Genomic DNA, 21,116 nt, shown 5'->3' on the forward strand with positions numbered 1-21,116 from the left:
GGCAAGGACGATTCCATGGCGTTCATCCCCGATAGGCGAATCGCCACTGCGTTCAGCAAGCCATCCGCGAAGCCGCCCTTCACGCGACCGTCCTTGCGGGCACTCGTCGTGACGCGGGGAGCCGCACTCCAGGCGATGCGGGCGCCGCTGGCCTCGAGCGCGCGGACCAAGTCCTGTCCTCGCTGCAAGCCAGCGCCTGGAAGCCGCCCGCACGCAAATAAGCCGGCGCGGAGACGCCCAGGTTGGCGCCATGGATGTGTCGATGACCGTCGCGGTCAAAATAGGTTTCGAGAAAGTGCGCTTCAATGAGCTGGGCGTACTCGCCGTGCGGCGACCAATCGACCACTTCCACCGAGCCACACACGGCATCCGCGCCGATCGCGAGTTGCGAGGACAGCCACGTCGCTGAGACGTTGGTGTCCGCATCGGTGAAGGCAAGCCACCGCGCGCCCGCGGCAAGCATGGCGTGGGCGCCAGCGGCACGCGCCGCGCCAACGTTGCGCGCCTTGACCACGCAGATGTCGACGCGATGTCGCATTGCGATCGCGGTCGTCTGGTCAGTGCAGCTGTCAAGGACGACCACGACCCCCACCGCTTCGCCATTCAGCGCAGGTCGCAGCGCGCCAACTCAAGCGCTTGCAGTGCATCGTCGAGATGACGCTCTTCGTTGTGAGCCGGAATGACGACGCCAATCATGCGCTGCTCAGTGCATGAACAGCGCGAGCAGGATGATGATCGGAATCGGCACACCCAGAAACAGAAGCAGCAGTGAACGCATGAAGTTCTCCAGTCAATATGACTACAGGTCGCGGCGCCGGCCACCGTACGTAGCGGCGAGACTCGCGATGAAGGCGCCGATGAGCAGCGAGATGAACATCCAGAGCACCGCGTAGGCGCCCGCCTTGCGAGCCTTGTCGGCCGCATCGCGGGCTGCGGTTTCGGCATCTCGCAGCTTGGCTTGTGCGGCGGCGTAGGTGTCGGCGACACGCTTCTCGGCGTCCGCCTGGCTGAGACCCGTGCGTTGCGCAACGGTCTGCGCGACGTACTTGAGATCGGCGGGCGGCAGATTGCCGCTGCCGATGTTGGTGGCAAAGATGCGTCCCACTTCGGCCGTCGGCGGCGGGCCCATGCGCTCCTGGCTGCCTGCTGCATCGGGCGGTGCCGTCGCGGCAGCATCCTTGCGGTACAGCGAATCGAGGAAATATCCCATCGGACCCGCGCCCTGGGCTCCGCCGTTGCCCGAGCCGCTGGATGCCAAGGCGGCAGCTCCGCCGGCAGTGGCCACTGTGGCCGTGCCGGCCGCCGCAGACGCGCCTGCCTGGGCCCCGGCGCCGAGAAGCGCGCCGATCGAGGACCCCAGGAGTGATGCGGTCAGAAGGGTCGCCAGCGCCCAGGCAAGGAAGCCGTGCGCGGTGTCCCGGAAGTAGACCTCGTCGCTGTGCACGCTGACCCAGCGGCTGCGCAGACGACCCGCCAGATAGCCCCCCATGCCCGACGCGGCCAGTTGCGTGAACGTAAGCCACAGAATGGTCGAGATGCCGATGGCGGCGGCACCCGCGCCGCGGTTCGTCCAAGGCGAAATCGATGAAAGACCGAGACCGATGCCGAGCATCAGAAGGATCAAGGAGAGAGCGGCGGCTCCCAATGCACCGGCTACGATCGCGTCCCACGACACTGCGCTGACTCCGGCCGTTAGATCGCCGGCAACCGGTTTGTCATGCCCGGGAACAGGACGCCTGACCGCGTCGGTGGCTGGATCTGTATTCAACATGGCCTGCTCCAAGACTGTGGGTGGTGCACTGTCAAGGTGCGTCCGATCCGCGCCCGTAGGAGGGTGCCCCGTCCCGGTCGTCGCGCTGGTCCTGCTTTGCGCTTTGCCGCGCTACAGTGCTGCCAGTGAACGACGAGCAATAAAGCCGACGGCAATTCGCGCCCGCAGCGAGAGTCGCCGGCTCGGTGAAGTGGCTCCTGCATTGGATGTGTCGGTGCGAAGTCTGGAAGAGTCGGGCCGATGTCCGACGACGCACTGCCGGGATCGACCGGACATTCCTGCGTCCTCATTGAATCTTCATCATGCCGACCACTTTCGCCCCCATCCACCCTCTGCACCACTACCAGCCCCCGTCGAAGTGGCTCCTCCTTGCGGAAGGGCGCGCGTTGCTGGAAGCGGGCACCTCGCTTGCGCTCTGGCCCCTGCTCCAGGCTGCGCCGCGCGGCGACGGTCACGCCGTCATCGTCCTCCCTGGACTGTTGGCAGGCGACGGCTCGACGTCCTTGTTACGCAAGTACCTGGCCAATCGTGGTTACGACGTGCACGGCTGGGGGCAGGGGAGGAATCTCGGTCCGCGCAGAGGAGTGGAGCAACGCATGCTCGACCAACTCGAGGCCGTGCACGACAGCAGCGGCGGCTCTGTCAGCGTGGTCGGCTGGAGCTTGGGCGGCGTCTATGCGCGCCTACTGGCAGCGCGGCGGCCCGAGCTCGTGCGCAGTATCGTGACCCTGGGAAGTCCGTTCTCTGGAGGGCCGCGCGACACGAACGCATGGATTGTCTACGAAACGGTGAGCGGCAAGAAAGCAGAGGACCCCGAGCGCAAGCGCCTGGTTGAGCCCACGCCCGGCGTTCCCACAACCTCCATCTTCAGTCGCAGCGACGGCGTTGTGGCATGGCGTTGCAGCGTCGAGCGCCCAGGTCCAGCCGCGGAGAATATCGAAGTCATCGGCAGTCATATCGGGCTTGGTGCGCATCCGGCCGTGCTCTTTGCGCTGGCAGATCGTCTCGCCCAGCCCGTGGATGGCTGGAAGCCATTCCGCCGCGGCCTGCTGGGTCCGCTGATCTATCCGGATCCACAGCGCTACCAGTGAAATGTTCGCCTCCCCTCAGATACCCGCTCTCGCTTCGAAGTGCTGCGGTGCCTGGGGCATCTACTCTGCGACGGCACCAGTTGCCCCACGATGGCTGCCGGCGGCGCCGCGTGGTCATCGGCGCTGTTGACGACGACTTCACCCCATTGCTCGGCGCCTTCGCGCAAACGCTTCCATGACGTCTGAAGCCATCGACTCAAGCAGACGAACCTCGCGCTTGCCAATGGAACGCACCTCCACATCCAACAGGCAGAGCCGTACGGGGGCAATCCCCATTGCTTCATCCGCACGACAAGCGGGTCGAGCATGAACCCGAGCAGCAACGCCAACGCTAGCGGCATCAGGATGTCCTTCCCGAAATACAAGGCGCCGACGATCAGCCGGTTGGTGGAGTTGACGACCCAGGGCACGCCTGCGGCGGCCACACACTGGAGCACGCGCAAGATGGCTGCCGAGCTGGGGGTCAGTGCCAGCACCGTCATGCGCCACTGGCATGCTCACGGCTTGAAGCCGCACATCGTGCGCGGCTTCAAGGTTTCGCGTGATCCGCAGTTCGTGCAGAAGCTCGAAGACATCGTGGGGCTGTACATGTCGCCGCCCGAGCACGCGCTGGTGCTGTGCTGCGACGAGAAGAGCCAGGTGCAGGCGCTGGACCGCACGCAGCCAAGGCTGCCTCTGAAGAAGGGGCGTGCGGCCACCATGATGCACGACTACAAGCTCAACGGCACGACCACGCTGTTTGCCGCGCTCAACGTGCTGGACGGCCAAGTCATCGGACAGTGCCAGCAGCATCACACGCACATCGAATGGCTGAAGTTCCTGCGTCAAATCGATCGCGAGACGCCCAAGAACAAGACGCTGCACCTGATCGCCGACAACTACGCCACGCACAAACATCCGGCCGTGCAAGCTTGGCTGGCCAAGCATCAGCGCTTCAACCTGCACTTCACGCCCACCTCGGCGTCGTGGCCGAACATGGTCGAGCGGTTCTTCCGCGACATCACCACCGAGAGGCTGCGCCGGGGCGTGTTCACCAGCGTGCCCGAACTCGTCGCCGCCATTGATGAGTACGTCGCACATCACAACGCCAACCCCAAGCCATTCATCTGGACCAAGAGCGCTCGCGACATCCTGCAGAAGGTCATTCCGTTCTCCTGTCGAAGGACGAGGCCGGTGGCGGCCAGCTACCGCGGCAGCGGTTGAGTCCACGGGTCCTGCACGCCATTTCGCGACATTGGAAAAGCAGCCCGTCAGCGAAACCTCCCTGGCTCGGATTTCTTCAGTGATTTTGGCGAAGGTCGAGTTCAAGTGCCGAGGTAGACCGGTCGCTCGCGATGACGAACGGCGAATGTCGCCTTGCTGCGACCGCCGTCGCTCGTCAGAAAAATTCGAACGGCAGCAGCCAGTCTTTCTGCCGGAGGAACTCGTGGTTCGGTCGGCGCTGATCGGCCATCGCCGGTCGATAGGAAGCGCAGATAGCGGCCGCTCACCCGCACTTCCTCTCCATTGCCGTTGGACGGTGAATCGACGGACGGCGAGGCGTCGAGCGGGCGGTTTGCTCGTATCGCGATTGGAACTCGAGTAGGCGCTCCCAAAACCGAAAGCCGCCATGATCGATTCCAGGTTCGATGCCCTGCACGCTGCGATGAAAGCGCAGGTCGATCAACAGTTTCTGCCAGGCGTTGCCACCGCGTTGTTGCGTGGACGCAGCGTCGTGGATCGCTTTTGCTATGGCCACGCCGATCGTGAAGCCGGTATCGTGCTGCGCGAGGACCATATCTTCCGGATGTTCTCGAGCACGAAGCTCATCACGTCTTGCGCATTGATAATGCTGGTGGAGGAAGGGCGCATTCGCCTGGAAGACCCGATCGATGCCTACATCCCGAGTTGGCGAACAGGCAGGTCTCGACCGGAGCCACCTTACTCTGAAGCAACCGCCCCCAAGAAAGCGCCCATATCACTCGTCGGTCTGAGGCGGAGCCTCGTTAGAAATTGCTGAAAGAAAGCCAGCACCTTCCTATTGAAGTCGGCGTGGAATGCTGCGCGGTCGAAGCCCGGCGGGTCGCGGCAGATGTCCGGCATGGCCTGCGCCATGGCGGAAGTGCAGGGCGCGATGAAAGCGAAGTGAGCCGAGTTCGGCACCGCATGCCATTCGGGTGGGGTGGGCAGGTCATGGTGCACGGCTTCCACCGCCTCAGGGGTCACGCCATCACCTCCGAGGGCAGAGGCCCACAGCTGCACCGGCACGGCGATGGGCCGCAGGCCTGTCGCGTCGAAAGCACTCAGGGGATCGACGATGACGGCAGCCTTGATGCGTTCGTCCCGTGGCGGCATGGGGGGCTGTTCGTTGCGGCGGATGGCCTGGCACGCCGGCATGGTGGAATCCGGCGCGCAGCGGTCCGCCCACAGCCGGAAATCGGGCCGCGCACCGATAGCGACCAAGCCGGTGTAGCCCCCTGCCGAGAAGCCGAAAAGGCCGACCCGGCTAGCGTCCAGTGCGGCGCGGCCGGGCCAAGCCCCCAACATATAGTCCACCAGCCGCCGCATGTCGGCTGGGCGGTTGGCATAAACCGCCAGGCCGCCGAGGCCGCTCATGTCCTGGAAGTTATGGCCCGGGTGATTGATGGCCGCGACCACGAAGCCCGCGTCGGCCAGCATCGCAGCGGTGTCGTGGTGCAACAGCGAAGAGCCGCCCTTACTGTGCGAGAAGACCACCAGCGGAAGGCCGTTGCCCGCCACCGGGCAGTCCTGTGTGCCGTCGAGTACCAGCGGCGGCTGGGCGATCTTCTCCGCCGGTGCGGCGCAGGGTGTCCATACAGCCCCACGCAGGGCCGGGCCGTGCGCATCCGCAGGCACCTCGATGAGGCGGAAGCCGGCGGCCTGGGCCAGGCTGGCGCTCAGGCCGAGAGCGGCGAGGCCAAGCAATCGGTGCAGCTTCATGGAGTGCAGGCCTCGCGGATCGGAACCATCAGGTCAGTGCGCAGTTGGTCCGGTGCGACCTCGCGCGCCGAACTCAGGTAGTGCTCCAGCATTGGCCGCTCGTCCGGCTCGTAGCCACTGGCCCGCAGCCAACGGGCATACAGAGCACGTACGGCGGCGTTGATTCGGGTGTAGGGCCCGGCCAGGCGGTGAACAGCGTAGAGGCCGCCGAGGACGTCAAGCTGTTCGACCTCGCCGTCCGCGGGCCACGGCTCGGACGAGGCCAGGCCGGCGTAGTAGCGATAGCCGCCGGGGCCTTCGCTTGCGTCGAACGACAAGCCCCAGTGGCCGGTGACGGTCCGGCTGCCCGCGTGCAGGTACAGCCGCCGGTGCGTGTGGGGAATGGTGGCGAAAGGCCCCCGATGTCGCAGCGCCTGCAACCGCAGCGCCGGCTGCTCCACGATGCGGATGCCGGACACGGCGAGTGGCGTGTCGGCCATGTGCTGCCGAAAGGCGCGGGGCGACTGGCCGGTGAACTCGCCGAAGGCGCGGGTGAAGGCCTGCGGGCTGTCGTAACCCACCGCCAATGCCACGTCAAGGACGCTCTGATCACCTGACTCCAGCAGGAACGTGGCCTGCGCCAGACGCACGCGTCGCACCGTGGCGGCCACGGTCTCGCCCACCACACCGGAGTAGACACGGTGGAAATGGAAAGGCGAGAAATGCGCCAGCCGGGCCAGGTCTTCCAGCCGATGCTCGGCCAGCGGGTCCGCCACGATGGCAGCGACCGCGCGTGCCACGCGTGCCCTGTAGGCGTCGTCATTGCGACCGGGGTCCATGCCCAGCAGTTTGCCCCATCTGCGAGCCTAAAACTTAGCCGGCCTTGCGCACATTAAATCGGCGCGCGGCCTGCGTCCTTGGTTGGCGCGCCGGAGCAAACGTGCCACGAGCGGGAACCACCCGCGCCGCCGGCCAGGAACGGCGCCCAAGGTGCCCTCAATCGCGTCCCGCCCACCCGGGAAGGAATTGACTCTTCGACGAGCGGGCCAGCTCCATGGCTTTCGACAGGGCTTTCCCGGGGTCGCGCCGAAGCTGCTTGAGCGAGACGGAGGCGCGCAAATGATTCGCCCAGAGGAACTCGAGAAATGGCGCGTCGGACTTTGCGAACCCCCCTGCATCCCGCACCTCGCCTGCGAGACTTCGGTAGGGATCATCCTTGAGGTCTTCGAAGGTGTCCGGGATGTCGGCAAATTCCCGGCGCGTGCCGGTTTCGTCGTAGGGATGGACCCAGCTGTAGTGGTCCAGAAAGACCCAGAAGTTGCTCATTCCGAGGGTCGACAAATCCTTCACGATACCGACCAGCACGCACTCGGATTTCTCCTGAACCAGCGCGGCGGCCGTATGGTGGTGGTCCAGGATGTAGAAGGCTTTCCGGGGTCCTTCAATGGCAGGAAACAGTTGCTGACTCATGGCTACGCGCCGTTCCTTGGCGGCCAGCTTGGCCCATGATTTGCGCTTCCTGGCAACCTCCTTGAAGCCGACCGTCATTTGGGTCGGATGAAGAAACTTCAGTTCACATAGCAAGCTCCCCAAGGAATCGAAAGGGCATGATCATGCAAGAGCCACAGCAGCAAAGTAGGAGATGACCGTGGTTGCGTTGATCGACCAGCTATTCGGGCAGTCGATCGGCGACACGATCGACGGAAGCCCCGGGGGCAACGCAACGCGGCACATCAATCATTCCTGCGCGCCGAATTGCGAGGCTGCCGAGGAGATCGATGGCAGAGGGCGTTTGACGCTGAGGATCTTTTCGCTGAGGCCGCTGCTCGCAGGCGAGGAAATATTCCTGGACTATGGCCTCATCGTCGACGCGGCCGTCAGCGCTTCCGGTTTTCAGTGCTTTTGTCGCACGTCCTCATGCCGCGGAAGCATGGTGGCGCCAGCCGCGCGTCCGGGTGACGCCCTTGTGTCTGCGGAGCCGGCACGCGCGCATGGCGAACGCAGCGCCTGACCGGCAAGCCCATTCGGCAGCAGCAGACGAGGAACGCGAGCGCGCCGCGGGCGTGCCTCCCTCCAACCGTCTATGACGCAGCGCCGAATCTCAGTGAAGTTGGGCTGGATGTCGTTTCGCAACCGTGTCGAAGAGCGGAGCGCAGCGTTGCGCCCGGCGCACGGCGTCCCGCGCAACCAGGTAGGCCTGCGTCTGGCGGTCTGACATGCCGGCAGACAGACTGCGCCGACTCGTAGCATTGCGGGCGACAGGACCACTTCCCTCAGAGGGAGTGACAGGATGGGCATTCACGATCGAGCTCCTTTCTTTGTTGGGTGAGGCTGCTTTAGCAGGATCGAAATGTAGTTTCGGTGCGCGCGAATTTCAAGGGTTCTCGAAAAGACATCAAAGGGCGCTGCGGTCGGCTGCAGCACTGCGCCTGAGAGATGGGCGGCGCGCCACGCCCGGAGTCGTACGGAAGGTTGTGGCTGCACGCCCAGAGTGCAGGCATGAAAGGTATCGCGCGCGAACTGGCGGGGACCCCGCCCTAAGATCGGCTTTGGTTCAACACCCCGCGCAGGAAGAGGCCGAGCACAACCTGGAGGCGCTCCATGCCAGGCGCGAGGCGCGGCGTCTCCTCGCGCAGCCACCGCCGCACCTCGATCAGATACAGGCTGAACACGAGCGAGGCCACCTCGCCCGGGGGAGCATCCCGCGCGACTTCGCCACTCAGCTGCGCGGCGCGCACCATCTCTTCGATGTGACCCAGCGTCACGGGTGTGCGTGCATAGAAGCGGTTTGCCTCATCGCCCAAGGCAGGGCCGGGCGCCAAAAACTCGGCCGTCTCGCGCAGCGCCGGCCGAGCCAGGCGTGGCTCGCTGGCCCAGTAGCGATAGCGCAGCTTGAAGTAAGCCAGCAGCCGCTCGAGCAGCGGTCCGGGCTTGCCCGTGAGCGGCTGCGCCCTGGCGTTGAGTGCATCGAGCTCGTCGTTGACCACCTGCAGCAGGAGGTCACGTTTGTCCCGGGCGTAGACAAACACGGTGCCTGTCGACACTTCGGCCCGCTGCGCAATCTCGCGCGTGGTGGCAGCGTCGTAACCGTGCTCGATGAACACGGCGCGCGCGGCTTCCATGATGCGACGCCGCTTGTCAACCTTGCTGCGCTCGCGCAGGCCCACCGGGGGTAGCGGATCGGATTTGGGCTTGGGCATGAGTGGCCGGACTCCTTGGCAAATGGGCTGAGATGCGTTCATGACGATACGCGCAGGCGATGTCGGCTGACACAACCTGCGAAAAACAAGCCGAACCTTAACCCATTGACGCAAATATTGAGCATGGTTAATATTGAGCACGCTCAACAAATCAACACAACATGCGGCACCGGGCGTCAATGCCGCAAGGAGACAAGAAATGAACCCCACTGCCACTGCCACTGCCAGAGGCGGCGAGTTGCGCCGTGCCATGGACGAGGGCACGATGACGCCGTTCCAATGGGCGGCCGTCACGGTCTGCATCATGCTGATCATGCTCGACGGCTTCGACGTGCTGGTGATGGCGTTCACTGCTGCACCCATCTCAGCGGAATGGAAGCTCAGCGGTGCCGAACTCGGCGTGCTCTTCAGTGCCGGGCTGTTCGGCATGGCCGCCGGCTCACTCTTTCTGGCACCCTGGGCGGACCGCTTTGGCCGGCAGCCGATCATCCTGGTTTGTCTGGTCGTGATCGCCCTGGGAATGTTCGCGTCCGGATTTGCCCAGAGCAGCTGGCAACTCGGGGCCTTGCGCGCGCTCACCGGCGTGGGCATAGGCGGCATGCTCGCCAGCGTGGGTGTCATCACTGCCGAATATTCTTCCGACCATTGGCGCAGTACGGCGGTCGCGCTGCAGGCGACGGGCTATCCGATCGGCGCCACCATCGGCGGCAGCATTGCCGCGCTGTTGCTGGCCAAGTACGGCTGGCGCTCGGTATTCATCTTCGGCGGGATCGCCACTGCGGCGATGATCCCGGTGGTCCTGTGGCGGCTGCCCGAGTCGTTCGACTTCCTCCTTGCAAGGCGGCCCCGGGGCGCCCTGCAAAAACTCAACGCCCTGCTCGGCAAGATGAACCGCCCCGCGCTGGCGCAACTGCCACTGGAGCAGGCCGACGTGGCCGCGTCAGGCCGCAACAGTTTCTCGGCACTGTTCGCACCGGGCATGCTGGCGCAGACGCTGATGATCTGGGGTGCGTTCTTCCTGCTCATGTTCAGCTTCTATTTCGCGCTCAGCTGGACGCCGAAACTGCTGGTGCAGGCCGGGCTGTCAGCGCAGCAGGGCATCACGGGCGGCGTGCTCCTTAATGTCGGCGGTATCGTGGGCGGCAGCGTGTTCGGCCTGCTGGCCGCACGCATGAACCTCGGCTCGCTCACCGCCTCCAGCATGGTCCTGACCGCGCTGGCCATGGCGGCATTCGGCTACTTCACCTCGAGCCTGACGGTGGCCTTCGCGATCGCCTTCGGGATCGGCGCATTCATCTTCGGCTCCATGGCGGGGCTGTACGCCTTTGCGCCGGTGGTCTACCCGGCCGCGATGCGCAGCACCGGGATGGGCTGGGCCATCGGCATTGGCCGCGTCGGCGCGATCCTGGCGCCGTTGACGGCCGGCGTGCTGCTCGACAAGGGCTGGAGCCCACCGCACCTGTACTACGCCTTCGCGCTGCCACTGCTCGCCGCGATGCTCACGGTGCTCGCCTTGCGCGCGCACACCGGCGGCGCAGCCGACGCCGGCAGGCAACGCCTGGCCGCGGCCCACTGATCCCCGCATGCGCGTGCGCCCAAGACGCCCGCGCCTTCCACACCGATGAATGAAGGAGTTCCCATGTTCCCGAAAAACGCCTGGTATGTCGCCTGCATGCCCGATGAGATTGATGACAAGCCGCTCGGGCGGAAGATCTGCAACGAGTCGATCGTGTTCTACCGGGGCCCCGACAACGTGGCGGCGGCCTTGGAAGACTTTTGCCCGCACCGCGGTGCCCCGCTGTCGCTCGGGCGCGTCGTCGAAGGAAAACTGGTGTGCGGCTACCACGGGCTGGAAATGGGGTGCGACGGCAAGACCGGGGCGATGCCCGGCCAGCGCGTGCGCGGCTTCCCGGCGATCCGCACCTACCCGGTGATCGAGCGCCACGGCTTCATCTGGGTCTGGCCCGGCGATCCGGCACGCGCCGACGAAGGCGCGCTGCACGCGCTCGAATGGGCGGACAGCCCGGACTGGGCCTACGGCGGCGGGCTGTACCACATCCACTGCGACTACCGCCTGATGATCGACAACCTGATGGACCTGACGCATGAGACCTATGTGCACTCCTCGAGCATCGGTCAGCCCGAGATCGACGAGACGCCGACCAAGACCGTGACGGAAGGCGACGTGGTCACCACCGCGCGCCACATGGAGAACATCATGGCGCCGCCGTTCTGGCGCATGGCGCTGCGCGGCAACCACCTGGCCGATGACGTGCCGGTCGACCGCTGGCAGATATGCCGCTTCACGCCGCCGAGCCATGTGCTGATCGAAGTGGGTGTGGCCCACGCCGGCCACGGCGGCTACAACGCCGATCCAAAGGTCAAGGCCTCGAGCATCGTGGTCGACTTCATCACGCCGGAGACCGAGACCTCGATCTGGTACTTCTGGGGGATGGCACGCAACTTCAATCCCAACGACAAGGCGCTCACGGCCAGCATCCGGGAAGGCCAGGGCAAGATCTTCTCGGAGGATCTGGAGATGCTGGAACGCCAGCAGCAGAACCTTCTTGCGCATCCCGAGCGGCAATTGCTGAAGCTCAACATCGACTCGGGCGGCGTCCAGTCCCGCCGCGTGCTCGAGCGCATCCTCGCCGCAGAGCAAGCGGACACCGCAGCGGTGTCGAACACGGCTGCGACGGCGACTGTGTCGGCCTGACGCGATCCTCATCGCACGGAGAACCCCAGTGAATGCTTCAGACCTGCAGGTGCGCGTGGCGCGCAAGACGACCGAGGCGGTCGACATCGCCAGTTTCGAGCTGGTGCGCGACGATGGCCGCCCGCTGCCCGCGTTTTCCGCGGGATCGCACGTCGATGTGCAACTCCCAGGCGGGCTGACACGCCAGTACTCGCTTTGCAACGACCCGGGCGAGTCGCACCGCTACATGATCGGGGTGCTGCGCGATGCAGGTTCCCGCGGCGGCTCGCGCACCATGCATGACGCAGTGGCCGAGGGCGACCTGCTGCACATCAGCGCGCCCAAGAACCACTTTCCGCTGGCCCATGGTTCGGCCCACAGCATCCTCTTGGCCGGGGGCATCGGTGTCACGCCGATCCTGTGCATGGCCGAGCGGCTGGCCGTCACCGGCGCGCCGTTCGACATGCACTACTGCGTACGCTCGCCCGACCGCGCGGCGTTCCGCGAGCGCATCGAGCGCTCGGGCTTTGCCACGCAGGTGGCGTTCCATTTCGATGACGGTGAAGCCGCGCAGAAACTGCAACTCGACGCGGTCCTGGCGGAGCGCCGCGCCGGCGTGCATCTGTACGTCTGCGGCCCGAAGGGCTTCATGGACTGGGTACTGGGCACGGCCCGTGCGGCCGGCTGGCCCGAAGAACAACTGCACTACGAGTTCTTCGGTGCCGAGATCGCCAAGTCCGACAGCGACGAGAGCTTCCAGGTCAAGCTGGCGAGCTCCGGGCGGATCATCGCGGTGCCGAAGGACAAGACGGTGGTCGAAGCACTGGCCGCCGCCGGTATCGAGGTCGCCACGTCCTGCGAGCAAGGCGTATGTGGCACCTGCCTGACGCGCGTGCTGGAAGGAGAACCCGACCACAAGGACATGTACCTGACGCCGGAAGAGCAGGGCGCCAACGACCAGTTCACGCCCTGCTGCTCGCGCTCCAAGTCGCACATGCTGGTACTGGACCTCTGAGGCGCGCGGCGATGCGCTAACGAGTGGATCATGGTTGCCGCCCAAGCAGTGACTGTGGCTGCAGTCTGTCCATTGCGCGGGACGAAAATCAGGAACTTTCGGTCCGTTATCGCATAGTTGAGCCGTTGCCATTCGCGAAAAAGAAGGACTTCAGCATGTCGCCTTGACGCTCTTTTGAAAGCCTGCTGCCCAGCGGGAGCCGAAAGCGTTGCGTCTTTCAGTCCGACGTCGGCGCTGTCCTCAAGCGAGCCTTCGCTGTTCGCTCTGGGGGTGCCGAGGATTCTCAAGGATTTCGCCACGCGATGCCCGGGTGTAGCACGTCGATTAACGACACGGTCGCAGGGCCCGCGGTGCAAGTCGGAAGCAGGCTGCCCACGGCGATCCAGACCAAGTGCTGGCCGCATTCAAGGCACCAACCGGTGTTGCCGAAAGCCGTTCGGGGATCTGCGCGTCGTTGAAGATGAGGCTGCCGCAGAAGTAAGGAAAACTCTCGTTGACGCGGTCGCGCAGACGATCGTGCCGCTCGACAACATTCAGAGCGGGAAGCGGACTATCGGGTGATCGCCGCGCGGTGTGGCACGCCCGCTTTGGAGAAGGCGTTCAGCCGTTAATCAAGGGCGGCAGTGGGATCCGGATTGGTGTCCTCCACCCGCGATGCCGCGGCGGTGGAAAAGGCCATAACAGCGCTCCGACGCAGCCCTCTCGCGCTGGCCGCAATCGCAGTGCAGGACTGATCGCAGGGCTCGCGCAGACAAGAATCGTCCGTCTACCAACAATGCGAGGCGTGCCTGCTCCCTAGCCGCTCGTTGTCGTCGGCCACTTGGACGAGCGCTTCACAACGGCACCGCAGTCCTACGCGAGACAGGGTGTAAATTGCCCCGCCACGACTTGATCAGTGGTACCGCGGGATTGACATCGCCTCCCGTGCACTCGTTCCGCCGGAGGCCGGTGGCGCATCGCAATGATCGGATTGTTGCGAGGTGCTGCGCCAAAGATTAGCCTAAGATTGGCCGACGATTTCTGTCCGCGACCGGTCTTTAACCGGGGAGGCATAGGAGAAAGCCCATGAGTAGTCCGACGGTGCGCCGCGCCGACAAGCTGATGTCCCAAGCAATGGTCGACGAATTGCTGACTACGGGCTACTGTGGTCATCTGGCAACCGTCGGCGAAGACGGATTTCCATATGTTTGCCCCTTGCTGTACGTGTGGCTCGACGGCAAGATTTGGCTGCACAACACGAGGGCGCGTGGCCACTTGCAGGACAACGTTCGCCACGATCCGCGGGTTTGCTTCGAAGTCTCACTCCCTGGCCAAGTGTTTGCGTATGGTCGCTATGAGTGCGACACGTCCATCGAGTATCAGAGCATCGTGCTTTTCGGCCGCGCAGCCGTCATCGATGACGATCCGAGTAAATCCTTGTTTTTCGATGCGCTCATGTTCAAGTATCGCGGCAACGACTCAACGCGTCCGAAGAGTTTCTATCCCCGCCTGGACGGGGTCACGGTGTACGCGCTGACCGTCGAGCGCATTACAGGGAAACATCAAGTTCTCCCTGCAACTGAGATGCAATGGCCGGTTGCTGATCACACCAAGTCGCCCGAAGCCTCACCCTCTTGAAGGCCTTATGGTTCAATAGCACGCGCGACAGGGCTGTGATGAGCACGAGCGCGCCGACCGTGTTCCGGACGGAGATTCAGGTCAGCTGAATCCCCATTTTGCCTGGAGCTTGAAGGGCGAGTAGGTCCAGGGGATGACGCTGGCGGCGACGGTGCGGCGACGCGGCCGGTGAACATCACGGCGTCGCCGCAGGCGCAGTCCAGAGCCAATCCTCGCGGCCACATCGTCAGTGCTTCACAGACAAAGGACGGAAGCCGAAACGCCCGACAAGCCTTTTCCTCGACGAGCGTCCGGAGCGGCGGAAGGCTGGACGCGGCGTCTGCGAGACTTGATTCGTTTGAGAGCCGGCCTGTTGCCTGAGCGCCGCCGCTGGCCATTCAGACAGGCTAGGGCAGGGTTAGGGTAGGTTCCTGATCTTTAGTTGAAGCTGCCCACCCGAAGTGGAAGAACGCCACGTTCTTACGCGCGCGGGGCGCCCACAACGAAGGCCAGGGCGTGTGCCGCGACTACGCGCACCTGGCGATCGCGCTTTGTCGCTGCCTGAACATTCCGGCGCGCTATTGCACCGGCTATCTTGGCGACGTCGGCACGCAGCCGCCTTACGCGCCAGGCTATTTTGCGGCGTGGTTCGAGGCTTATCTGGGCGAGCGTTGGTACACCTTCGATGCGCGCAACAACAGGCTGCGCATCGGTCGGGTGTTGATTGCGCGCGGCCGCGACGCCTGCGATGCTGCGCTATCCACCCGCATTCGGCGCGACCACGCGGGAAGCCTTCAAGGTCTTGACTGACGAGGTTGTGGCGGCCCGAACTGGCGCTGCACTTGCGGCCAAAGCAAAGTTCAGCAAGTACCAGGCAGTTTCGCTTTTGTGCCGTCTCGCGGCGGCTGCCCATTCCCAGTGCCGACGTCGGGGTCCGACCGGTCGGTCGGACCCGGCGTCCGTACGCGCGATTCCCAGGTCAGACTCCGACCGTCGCGCGTGCGGCATGCGAGTTCTTCGCTGCGGCATCGGTGACCATTGCGACGTTGGCGCTCAGGGCGCCGGAGACTTGCCTGGCCGCCTCCTTCGCGCCATCGTAGGCGTTGTTCACGGCAGCGACAATTGACTTCGCCAGGGCCAGGATTTGGTCGGTGCCAGGCCCGCCTTCATGGCACCGTTGACGGCAGCCGTGAACTTGGCCTCCATCTCGCTGGATTGAGCATCGAAGGTGGCGCGTTGGGCCTTCGCGACGCCCCGACCGTCCTGGCGCAATTGCCAGCTACGTTCGAGCACTTCAACGAGATCCATCCACACTCGAGCTTGAAGATGAAATCGCCGCGCGAGTTCAGGCGGCAACGGGTTGAGCAGACACGCCGCGCTCAACTTGAACAACCGGCGGTACATTGCGCATAGGCCGTGTCCTGAGATACGGGGGCAAGATCAGAACACGACGAGCATTTCGAGCGTGCCCGATTCCAAGGTAACCTGTGAGCTCTTTCAAGGGCAGGCTTAGCCGGTGACGCGCTCATGGGTAGAGGCGCCAGAAGTTGTTGCCGGCCGGGCTGGGCGTTCGAACGAATGTCGGGTCAAGCAATGGCCGATGGAGCGGCGCTGGCGCTTAGAGCCGCATCGCTGAATATCCGTGATCGGTCGCGAGGGACTGTGCGTGCTATGGCTACTACGTTGCAGCGATTCGGTTCCATTTTGGTTTTTGTGCTCGTGATTGCACTCCCTAAAGACGTAGACGCCCAAGTCGACAAGAATCGTTCTGTTCCCGGATCCGAGGTCGAACGATGCATCGATGCCGCACAAGCGACCTGTGCGAAGGTTGCAACCGACATGATTGCCTACATTGAAGAGACCTGCGGGCACTTCGGCCTTGCTTGGGCGTGTCGGATGGCGCGCTCCTATTGGAACGCGCCGCGAGAGCAAGATGCCGCATGGGTCAACGGGAACTGTCAGAAAGAAGCAGGGGAGCGGTGCGCCAAAGAATTCTCGATGTCGAAAAAACCCTGACTGAACCACCCGTAACCCGCCGCAGCAGGCATCGTGGCCGGCTGCCCGCAATCGGGGCATCCCAACATCCCACGGTGCCCACCGGAAGCAGTGGGCCCCGAACACCGTTTGCGACACTTGCAAGCGGCCGCCGACGCGCGACGAGACTTGGTCGTCCGTTGCCGCCAGCGGATCGCAGCACTGTCCTTGATTCGAATTTCCTCAACGATGTCGGCGAAGGTCAGTTACTAAGGGCACACCGGTAATTCGCGAGGAGAAGCGCGGAAGTGAGCTTTCGATGGTCGCTGTCGTTCGGCGAACAATTTCCATCGGCAGCAATCAGTCTCGAGTTGTCGCTGCCACTTCGTCCGCGAAGCTCGAACTTCAGCCGCGGCGGATGAACGCCCGCGCAAGGATGCCAGTCGGCGCAGCGAAGTCGGATCCACGCTTGCATTGCGGGCGAATAAGTGCCGCTTGCCGACAGGGGTGTTGCCAGAAGGGCGGATTCCAGCCCAGCCGCGCCGCGAAATCGACGAGCGCACGAAACCTCTGTTTCTTGATGCCATCCCCTACGCGGTCTTGAGGCCCAACACGGTCTGCAGCAGTACCGCGCGCGCCTGGCCGAGCACCATGCCTTTCCACTCGTCGTTGTCGCAGTAGAAGGCGTCGCGCAGTTCCTGGCGGATGGTGCGCTGCAGTTGCGCCGGGGCGTCGGGATGGCAGCGCAGCCAACTGTCGGCGCACAGGCGTGTCATGACTTCCTCGTGGGGCAGGGTGCCGAATTCCAGTCCCATCAATGCCGGGCTGGCCTGCGGGCATTCGTCGTACAACGCGGACACGACCGGACCCGACACGTCGGCCGACGCCGACTGGGCCTCGAAAGGCGCGAACACGTCGGCGCCCCACCAGGCGCGGGCGCGGGCGAGTTCGGCCGCGTCGTTCCTGCCGCCGTAGATCTTCTCGCCGTGCCCGTACGGGCCGAGGCCTGTGTGCACATCGATCCACCCGATGTGCGTCGCCGACGCGCCGTACTTGCGCAGGATGCCGCGCATCGTACGATTGCTCCACGATGGCGCCGTTCCGCCGTAGAACACGCCGCTGGGCGAGGTGTATTGTCCCGCCGAGACGGCGGTGCGGAAGGCCCACTTGCCATGCTTGTCAATGTAGGCTGCCATCGCCGCGTTGTCAGCAGCGGTGGGCGGCCAAGCGGCCGGCAGCACGAGAGGCTCGACCTCAGCGTAGGCGGCGTTCACCGGCAACGGCGCATTGAAGTCGATGTGGTTGCGATTCAGGTCGACGTTGTCTTCATTCGTGCGATGCAGGTGCGCGAAGCCGTGTGGATTGACCGCGTGCACCATCAGCAGGCCGATGCCGGCCTGTTCGATGCGCGCGAGCAGATCGGCGTCATTCAGCGTCGCGACCTGACAGCCGGAGCCGCAGAACCCTTCGGGGCCATGCGTTCCGGAACTGATGATCAGCAACCTGGCAGCACCTGGCTTGCCGAGCCAGGCCACATCGGTGACCAGTGCTTCGCCCGATGGGCCGCGATGTGCTTCGAGTTCGAACGATTCGATAGTTGCGCAGCACTGTGCCGCCGCATCGAGGAATTTGCGCCGTGCCTCGGCGTATGTGCCGGAGAAATGGCGGGTGGCTGCGCTGTTGTACATCGTCATGAGAGTCCTTGAATGCGATCCTAGGCAGCCTGACGGGCATCGGCTGCGTGTAAGTCCTTGCCTGCAGGTTCATGGGCACTCGCTGCGTCGATGTCCTTGCCGGTGAAATCCTTCATCCACAACAAGCCGAGCATCGAGACCAGCGAAACCACCAGCAGGTACCAGGCGGGCGCCAGCTTGTTGCCTGTGGCATTCACGAGCCAGGCACTGATGAGGGGCGAGAAGCCGCCGAAGAGCGCCACGCCCACGCTGTACACCAGCGACATGCCGCTGGCCCGCACGCGCTTGGGAAACATCTCAGGCAGCATCGTGATGCCGGGCACGGTCTGGATGACCAGTGTGGCGCTCAGCAGGCCGACCACAATGAGCAGCACGGCCGGTGTCGGCGACGCATTGAGCCACAGGAATCCCGGATAGATCATCAACGAGAGGGCGACGCGGCTCCAGACGATCAGCCTCTTGCGTCCGACGCGGTCCGACCAGCGGCCGACAAACGGCGCGAGCCCGAAGGACAGCAGCCCCGTGAGCGCGGCGCCGAAGAGCGCGACCGGCGGCGGCAGGCCCAGTTCGCGGATCGCATAGGTGGGCATGTAGAAGGTGACGACGTAGGCCGCCGCGGTGCCGCCGATGACGCTCAGGGTGGCGGCGAGCACGACCTTGCCGTGTTGGCTGCACACCTCTGCCAGGCTGCTGCGGCGTGGCGGTGCGTGGAGCGGCACCTCGGTGATCTCGAGCGATTCCTCGAGATGACGGCGGATGTACATGCCGACCGGCGCGATCAGCATTCCTATGAGGAACGGCACCCGCCAACCCCAGCTTTCCATGGCCTGCGGCGATAGCGCGGCCGTCAGCACGCCGACGACCAGCGCGCCGAGCAGGATGCCCAGCCCCTGGCTCGCGAACTGCCAGCTCGCCATGTAGCCGCGGTTGGCCGGCGTCGCGTGTTCCACCAGCAGCGTGGTCGACGCGCCGACCTCGCCGCCTGCCGAGAAGCCCTGGATCAGCCGCGCCAGCACAATCAGCAGCGGCGCCGCCACGCCGATCTGCGCGTAGGCGGGCGTGAAGGCGATCGTCGCGCAGCCCAGCGCCATCAGGAAGATCGTCAGCGTCATTGCCTTCTTGCGCCCCGCTCGATCGGCATAGGCACCGATCACGATGCCGCCCAGCGGGCGCATCACGAAGCCGACACCGAAGCTCGCCACCGTCAGCAGCAGCTGGCCGTAGGAGTTGAAGGTCGGGAAGAAGACCTTGCCGATCACCAGGGCGAGGAAGCCGTACACGGTGAAGTCGAAGAATTCCAGTGCGTTGCCGATGGTGGTGGCAACGATCGTCCGGCGCCGGCTCACTGGAGTGCCTTCGCCCTGGCGGGCTGCGGTATTCGCCTGGGGAGCGGCCCGGCGGCTCACGGGCGCGCCGCTTGATGCGTTGGTCATGGGGTGTTTGTCTCAGTAGTTGTCGCGGCCGGATACTAGGGAAATGAGCTGATCGTGAAAAGACAATAATTGATCTTCAAAGATAACTTTTGGTTTTCACATGAAGCCCAACCAATTGACGGCCTTCGTGGCCGTGGCCGAGCAGACGAGCATTCGCGGCGCGGCCCGGGTCCTGGGTATTTCCCAGCCCGCGGTCACGAAGATCGTGCGTGAACTGGAGCGCGAGCTGGGCGCGCCGCTGGTCGAGCGCAGCGTCAAGGGCGTGCAACTCACCACTTGCGGCGAGGCGTTTGCGCCGCGCGCGCGGCTGCTGCTGGCCGACATACGCCGTGCACGCGACGAGATCGTCCAGCTCCGCGATGGCGCGACCGGCAAGATTGCGGTGGCCGTGAGCCCGTCGGCCGCGCTCACCGTGCTCGCGCCGGCGTTCAAGGAATTCCACACCCGCCTGCCCGCGGTCGACGTGCACTTCAGCGAGGCGGTCCTTCCCTGGATGCTTTCGCGCATGCGCAACGGCGACCTCGATTTCGCCGTGGCGCACGTGATGCCGCAATGGCTGGACGCGGAGTTCGAGAGCATCGAGCTGTTTCAGGTTCAACTGACTGTCGGGATGCGTGCCGCTCATCCAATGCGCAAATGCCGCTCCTTGCGCGAGCTGCACACGGCCGAATGGATGCTGCCCGGCGAAAGCGAAGTGGGCCTCGAATCCGTAGCGCCGCTGTTTTCTCTGATGGGGCTGGCACCACCAGCCCGCGTGATCTTCGGCGCTTCGGTCACGGTGGCGCTGGGGTTGGTGGGGGAGATGGACCTCGTGGGGCTCTTCGTCGAGCCGTTGGTCGATCTGTCGTTCAAGCGCCATGGCATCCGGCGCATTGACGTGACGGAGCACCTGCCGGCCCTGAGCATGTGCGTCATCAAGCGCCGGAATCAGCGGCTCGTGCCGGCGGCGCACCAGTTCATGGAATGCATCCAGCGTGCCGCGGCGCAGCGGCAGGCGTAGCATTCCGGGGGACTGAACAATTTCGCGCGATTTCGGCGCAGGCCACAGGAGGCCGTGAACTCGCGCTGTGCCCCGACCAAAGCTCAAACACGATGATGGAGCCCAGGTCGTGCAAGTCTAGGGACCGGTCGAAGGCCGCATGCAGCAGGTGCGCGGCATGCCGGACTGGGACTCGTGGATGAAGCGTCAGTCGGCTCGCGCGAAAGCGCCGCTGCCCGGCGCGGGATGCGCTTCGGTCAGTGCGGGTCGCCAGCGCATGTCGGCCCACGATCATCTCGAACCCGGTTGCGCGGGGGCGCATCTATCGCCTAGGGTGCAACGCGGATGTCCGGTATGAAGCGCTGGCCGAATGGCAGCAATCCACCGCTTGCCAGGATACTGGAGGCCAGGTCATCGCGGCCAGCGACCAGCGTCTGCAGCGGACGACTCGCCCGGCTGGATGCGCTCAACCAGACTGAATCGGTCGAGGTTAAGAGGCCGATGTTGCCTGGCGTCTGGCGGTAGATGCGCGCGATGCTCTCGGCGATGACAAGGCGTATACCGGCCAACTTCTCCGCAGGCGGGCTGTGCTCGCGCTAGGACCCTTTGCCACGGCGACGGCCGCCCACCACCACCGCGACGCTGCGCGGATGGATGGCATCGACACGATGGGCGTGGCGTCGCCCGCCCGGCTGCCCGTGCAAGGGTAGCTGGGCGGAGATGGGCACGGAATCAAACGTCGCGGTTGG

General features: G+C 64.7%; 18 protein-coding genes and 3 pseudogenes. 11 read left to right on the top strand and 10 right to left on the bottom strand.

Features of this window, described 5'->3' with window-relative positions:
- Positions 1–79: 79 nt before the first annotated feature.
- Together HB681_RS34775 and HB681_RS34780 are read right to left on the bottom strand one after the other, a co-directional pair.
- Positions 80–592 carry a glycosyltransferase gene (locus HB681_RS34775; RefSeq protein WP_345944806.1) on the bottom strand — a complete coding sequence of 171 codons (513 nt, stop codon included), beginning with the start codon at positions 590–592 and terminating at the stop codon, positions 80–82.
- Positions 593–799: 207 nt separating this feature from the next.
- Positions 800–1,771: a hypothetical protein gene (locus HB681_RS34780; RefSeq protein WP_218628388.1), complete on the bottom strand. Its 972-nt coding sequence runs from the start codon at positions 1,769–1,771 to the stop codon at positions 800–802.
- 302 nt (positions 1,772–2,073) lie between these two features.
- Between HB681_RS34780 and HB681_RS34785 the strand changes: the two genes are divergently transcribed.
- Together HB681_RS34785 and HB681_RS34790 are read left to right on the top strand one after the other, a co-directional pair.
- Positions 2,074–2,862 carry an alpha/beta fold hydrolase gene (locus HB681_RS34785; RefSeq protein WP_213959450.1) on the top strand — a complete coding sequence of 263 codons (789 nt, stop codon included), beginning with the start codon at positions 2,074–2,076 and terminating at the stop codon, positions 2,860–2,862.
- Between the two features lie 384 nt (positions 2,863–3,246).
- Positions 3,247–4,065, top strand: a pseudogene (locus HB681_RS34790) (IS630 family transposase); the annotation flags it as partial.
- Between the two features lie 283 nt (positions 4,066–4,348).
- On the opposite strand, the gene HB681_RS38540 reads toward HB681_RS34790, so the two are convergent.
- From HB681_RS38540 to HB681_RS34810, 4 genes are all read right to left on the bottom strand, one after another.
- Positions 4,349–4,639 (bottom strand): hypothetical protein, encoded by a 291-nt coding sequence (locus HB681_RS38540; protein ID WP_256735220.1) that lies wholly within the window; start codon positions 4,637–4,639, stop codon positions 4,349–4,351.
- A 143-nt stretch (positions 4,640–4,782) separates the two neighbouring features.
- Positions 4,783–5,802: a dienelactone hydrolase gene (locus HB681_RS34800; protein WP_213959452.1), complete on the bottom strand. Its 1,020-nt coding sequence runs from the start codon at positions 5,800–5,802 to the stop codon at positions 4,783–4,785.
- The gene (locus tag HB681_RS34805; RefSeq protein WP_213959453.1) at positions 5,799–6,620 is read right to left on the bottom strand and encodes a GyrI-like domain-containing protein; all 822 of its coding nucleotides are present in this window, start codon (positions 6,618–6,620) and stop codon (positions 5,799–5,801) included. The genes HB681_RS34800 and HB681_RS34805 overlap by 4 nt, the downstream gene beginning before the upstream one ends.
- Before the next feature lie 157 nt (positions 6,621–6,777).
- On the bottom strand, positions 6,778–7,374 hold the full coding sequence (locus HB681_RS34810; protein WP_345944807.1) for a ParB-like protein: 597 nt from the start codon (positions 7,372–7,374) through the stop codon (positions 6,778–6,780).
- A 55-nt stretch (positions 7,375–7,429) separates the two neighbouring features.
- Between HB681_RS34810 and HB681_RS34815 the strand changes: the two genes are divergently transcribed.
- On the top strand, positions 7,430–7,792 hold the full coding sequence (locus HB681_RS34815) for an SET domain-containing protein-lysine N-methyltransferase (RefSeq protein WP_213959455.1): 363 nt from the start codon (positions 7,430–7,432) through the stop codon (positions 7,790–7,792).
- 526 nt (positions 7,793–8,318) lie between these two features.
- Here the strand turns inward: HB681_RS34815 and HB681_RS34820 are convergent.
- On the bottom strand, positions 8,319–8,981 hold the full coding sequence (locus HB681_RS34820) for a TetR/AcrR family transcriptional regulator (protein WP_213959456.1): 663 nt from the start codon (positions 8,979–8,981) through the stop codon (positions 8,319–8,321).
- Positions 8,982–9,180: 199 nt separating this feature from the next.
- Between HB681_RS34820 and HB681_RS34825 the strand changes: the two genes are divergently transcribed.
- The 5 genes and pseudogenes from HB681_RS34825 to HB681_RS34845 form a co-directional block, all read left to right on the top strand.
- Entirely contained in the window at positions 9,181–10,557 is a 1,377-nt protein-coding gene (locus HB681_RS34825) for an MFS transporter (RefSeq protein ID WP_213959457.1), read from the top strand.
- Positions 10,558–10,620: 63 nt separating this feature from the next.
- Positions 10,621–11,697, top strand: a complete 1,077-nt coding sequence (locus tag HB681_RS34830; protein ID WP_213959458.1) for an aromatic ring-hydroxylating dioxygenase subunit alpha — start codon at positions 10,621–10,623, stop codon at positions 11,695–11,697.
- A gap of 28 nt (positions 11,698–11,725) precedes the next feature.
- Positions 11,726–12,691 (top strand): 2Fe-2S iron-sulfur cluster-binding protein, encoded by a 966-nt coding sequence (locus tag HB681_RS34835; protein WP_213959459.1) that lies wholly within the window; start codon positions 11,726–11,728, stop codon positions 12,689–12,691.
- Positions 12,692–13,756: 1,065 nt separating this feature from the next.
- Complete coding sequence (locus tag HB681_RS34840) at positions 13,757–14,308, top strand: pyridoxamine 5'-phosphate oxidase family protein (protein WP_213959460.1); 552 nt, start codon at positions 13,757–13,759, stop codon at positions 14,306–14,308.
- Positions 14,309–14,791: 483 nt separating this feature from the next.
- A pseudogene (locus HB681_RS34845) lies at positions 14,792–15,068 on the top strand (transglutaminase family protein); the annotation flags it as partial.
- A gap of 198 nt (positions 15,069–15,266) precedes the next feature.
- On the opposite strand, the gene HB681_RS38545 reads toward HB681_RS34845, so the two are convergent.
- The gene (locus tag HB681_RS38545; RefSeq protein ID WP_256735223.1) at positions 15,267–15,398 is read right to left on the bottom strand and encodes a hypothetical protein; all 132 of its coding nucleotides are present in this window, start codon (positions 15,396–15,398) and stop codon (positions 15,267–15,269) included.
- Between the two features lie 137 nt (positions 15,399–15,535).
- Here HB681_RS38545 and HB681_RS34850 point away from each other — a divergent pair.
- Positions 15,536–15,700 (top strand): annotated as a pseudogene (locus tag HB681_RS34850) (IS3 family transposase); the annotation flags it as partial.
- Between the two features lie 258 nt (positions 15,701–15,958).
- Positions 15,959–16,303 (top strand): hypothetical protein, encoded by a 345-nt coding sequence (locus HB681_RS34855; RefSeq protein WP_213959462.1) that lies wholly within the window; start codon positions 15,959–15,961, stop codon positions 16,301–16,303.
- Between the two features lie 548 nt (positions 16,304–16,851).
- Here the strand turns inward: HB681_RS34855 and HB681_RS34860 are convergent.
- Positions 16,852–17,955: a M14 family metallopeptidase gene (locus HB681_RS34860; protein WP_213959463.1), complete on the bottom strand. Its 1,104-nt coding sequence runs from the start codon at positions 17,953–17,955 to the stop codon at positions 16,852–16,854.
- A gap of 20 nt (positions 17,956–17,975) precedes the next feature.
- The gene (locus tag HB681_RS34865) at positions 17,976–19,388 is read right to left on the bottom strand and encodes an MFS transporter (protein WP_213959464.1); all 1,413 of its coding nucleotides are present in this window, start codon (positions 19,386–19,388) and stop codon (positions 17,976–17,978) included.
- A gap of 100 nt (positions 19,389–19,488) precedes the next feature.
- Here HB681_RS34865 and HB681_RS34870 point away from each other — a divergent pair, with 100 nt between their 5' ends.
- Positions 19,489–20,388 carry a LysR substrate-binding domain-containing protein gene (locus HB681_RS34870; RefSeq protein WP_213959465.1) on the top strand — a complete coding sequence of 300 codons (900 nt, stop codon included), beginning with the start codon at positions 19,489–19,491 and terminating at the stop codon, positions 20,386–20,388.
- Positions 20,389–21,116 lie beyond the last annotated feature (728 nt).

The sequence above is a fragment of the Variovorax sp. dw_954 genome (genome assembly GCF_018449755.1).
Classification (GTDB): Bacteria; Pseudomonadota; Gammaproteobacteria; order Burkholderiales; family Burkholderiaceae_C; genus Variovorax.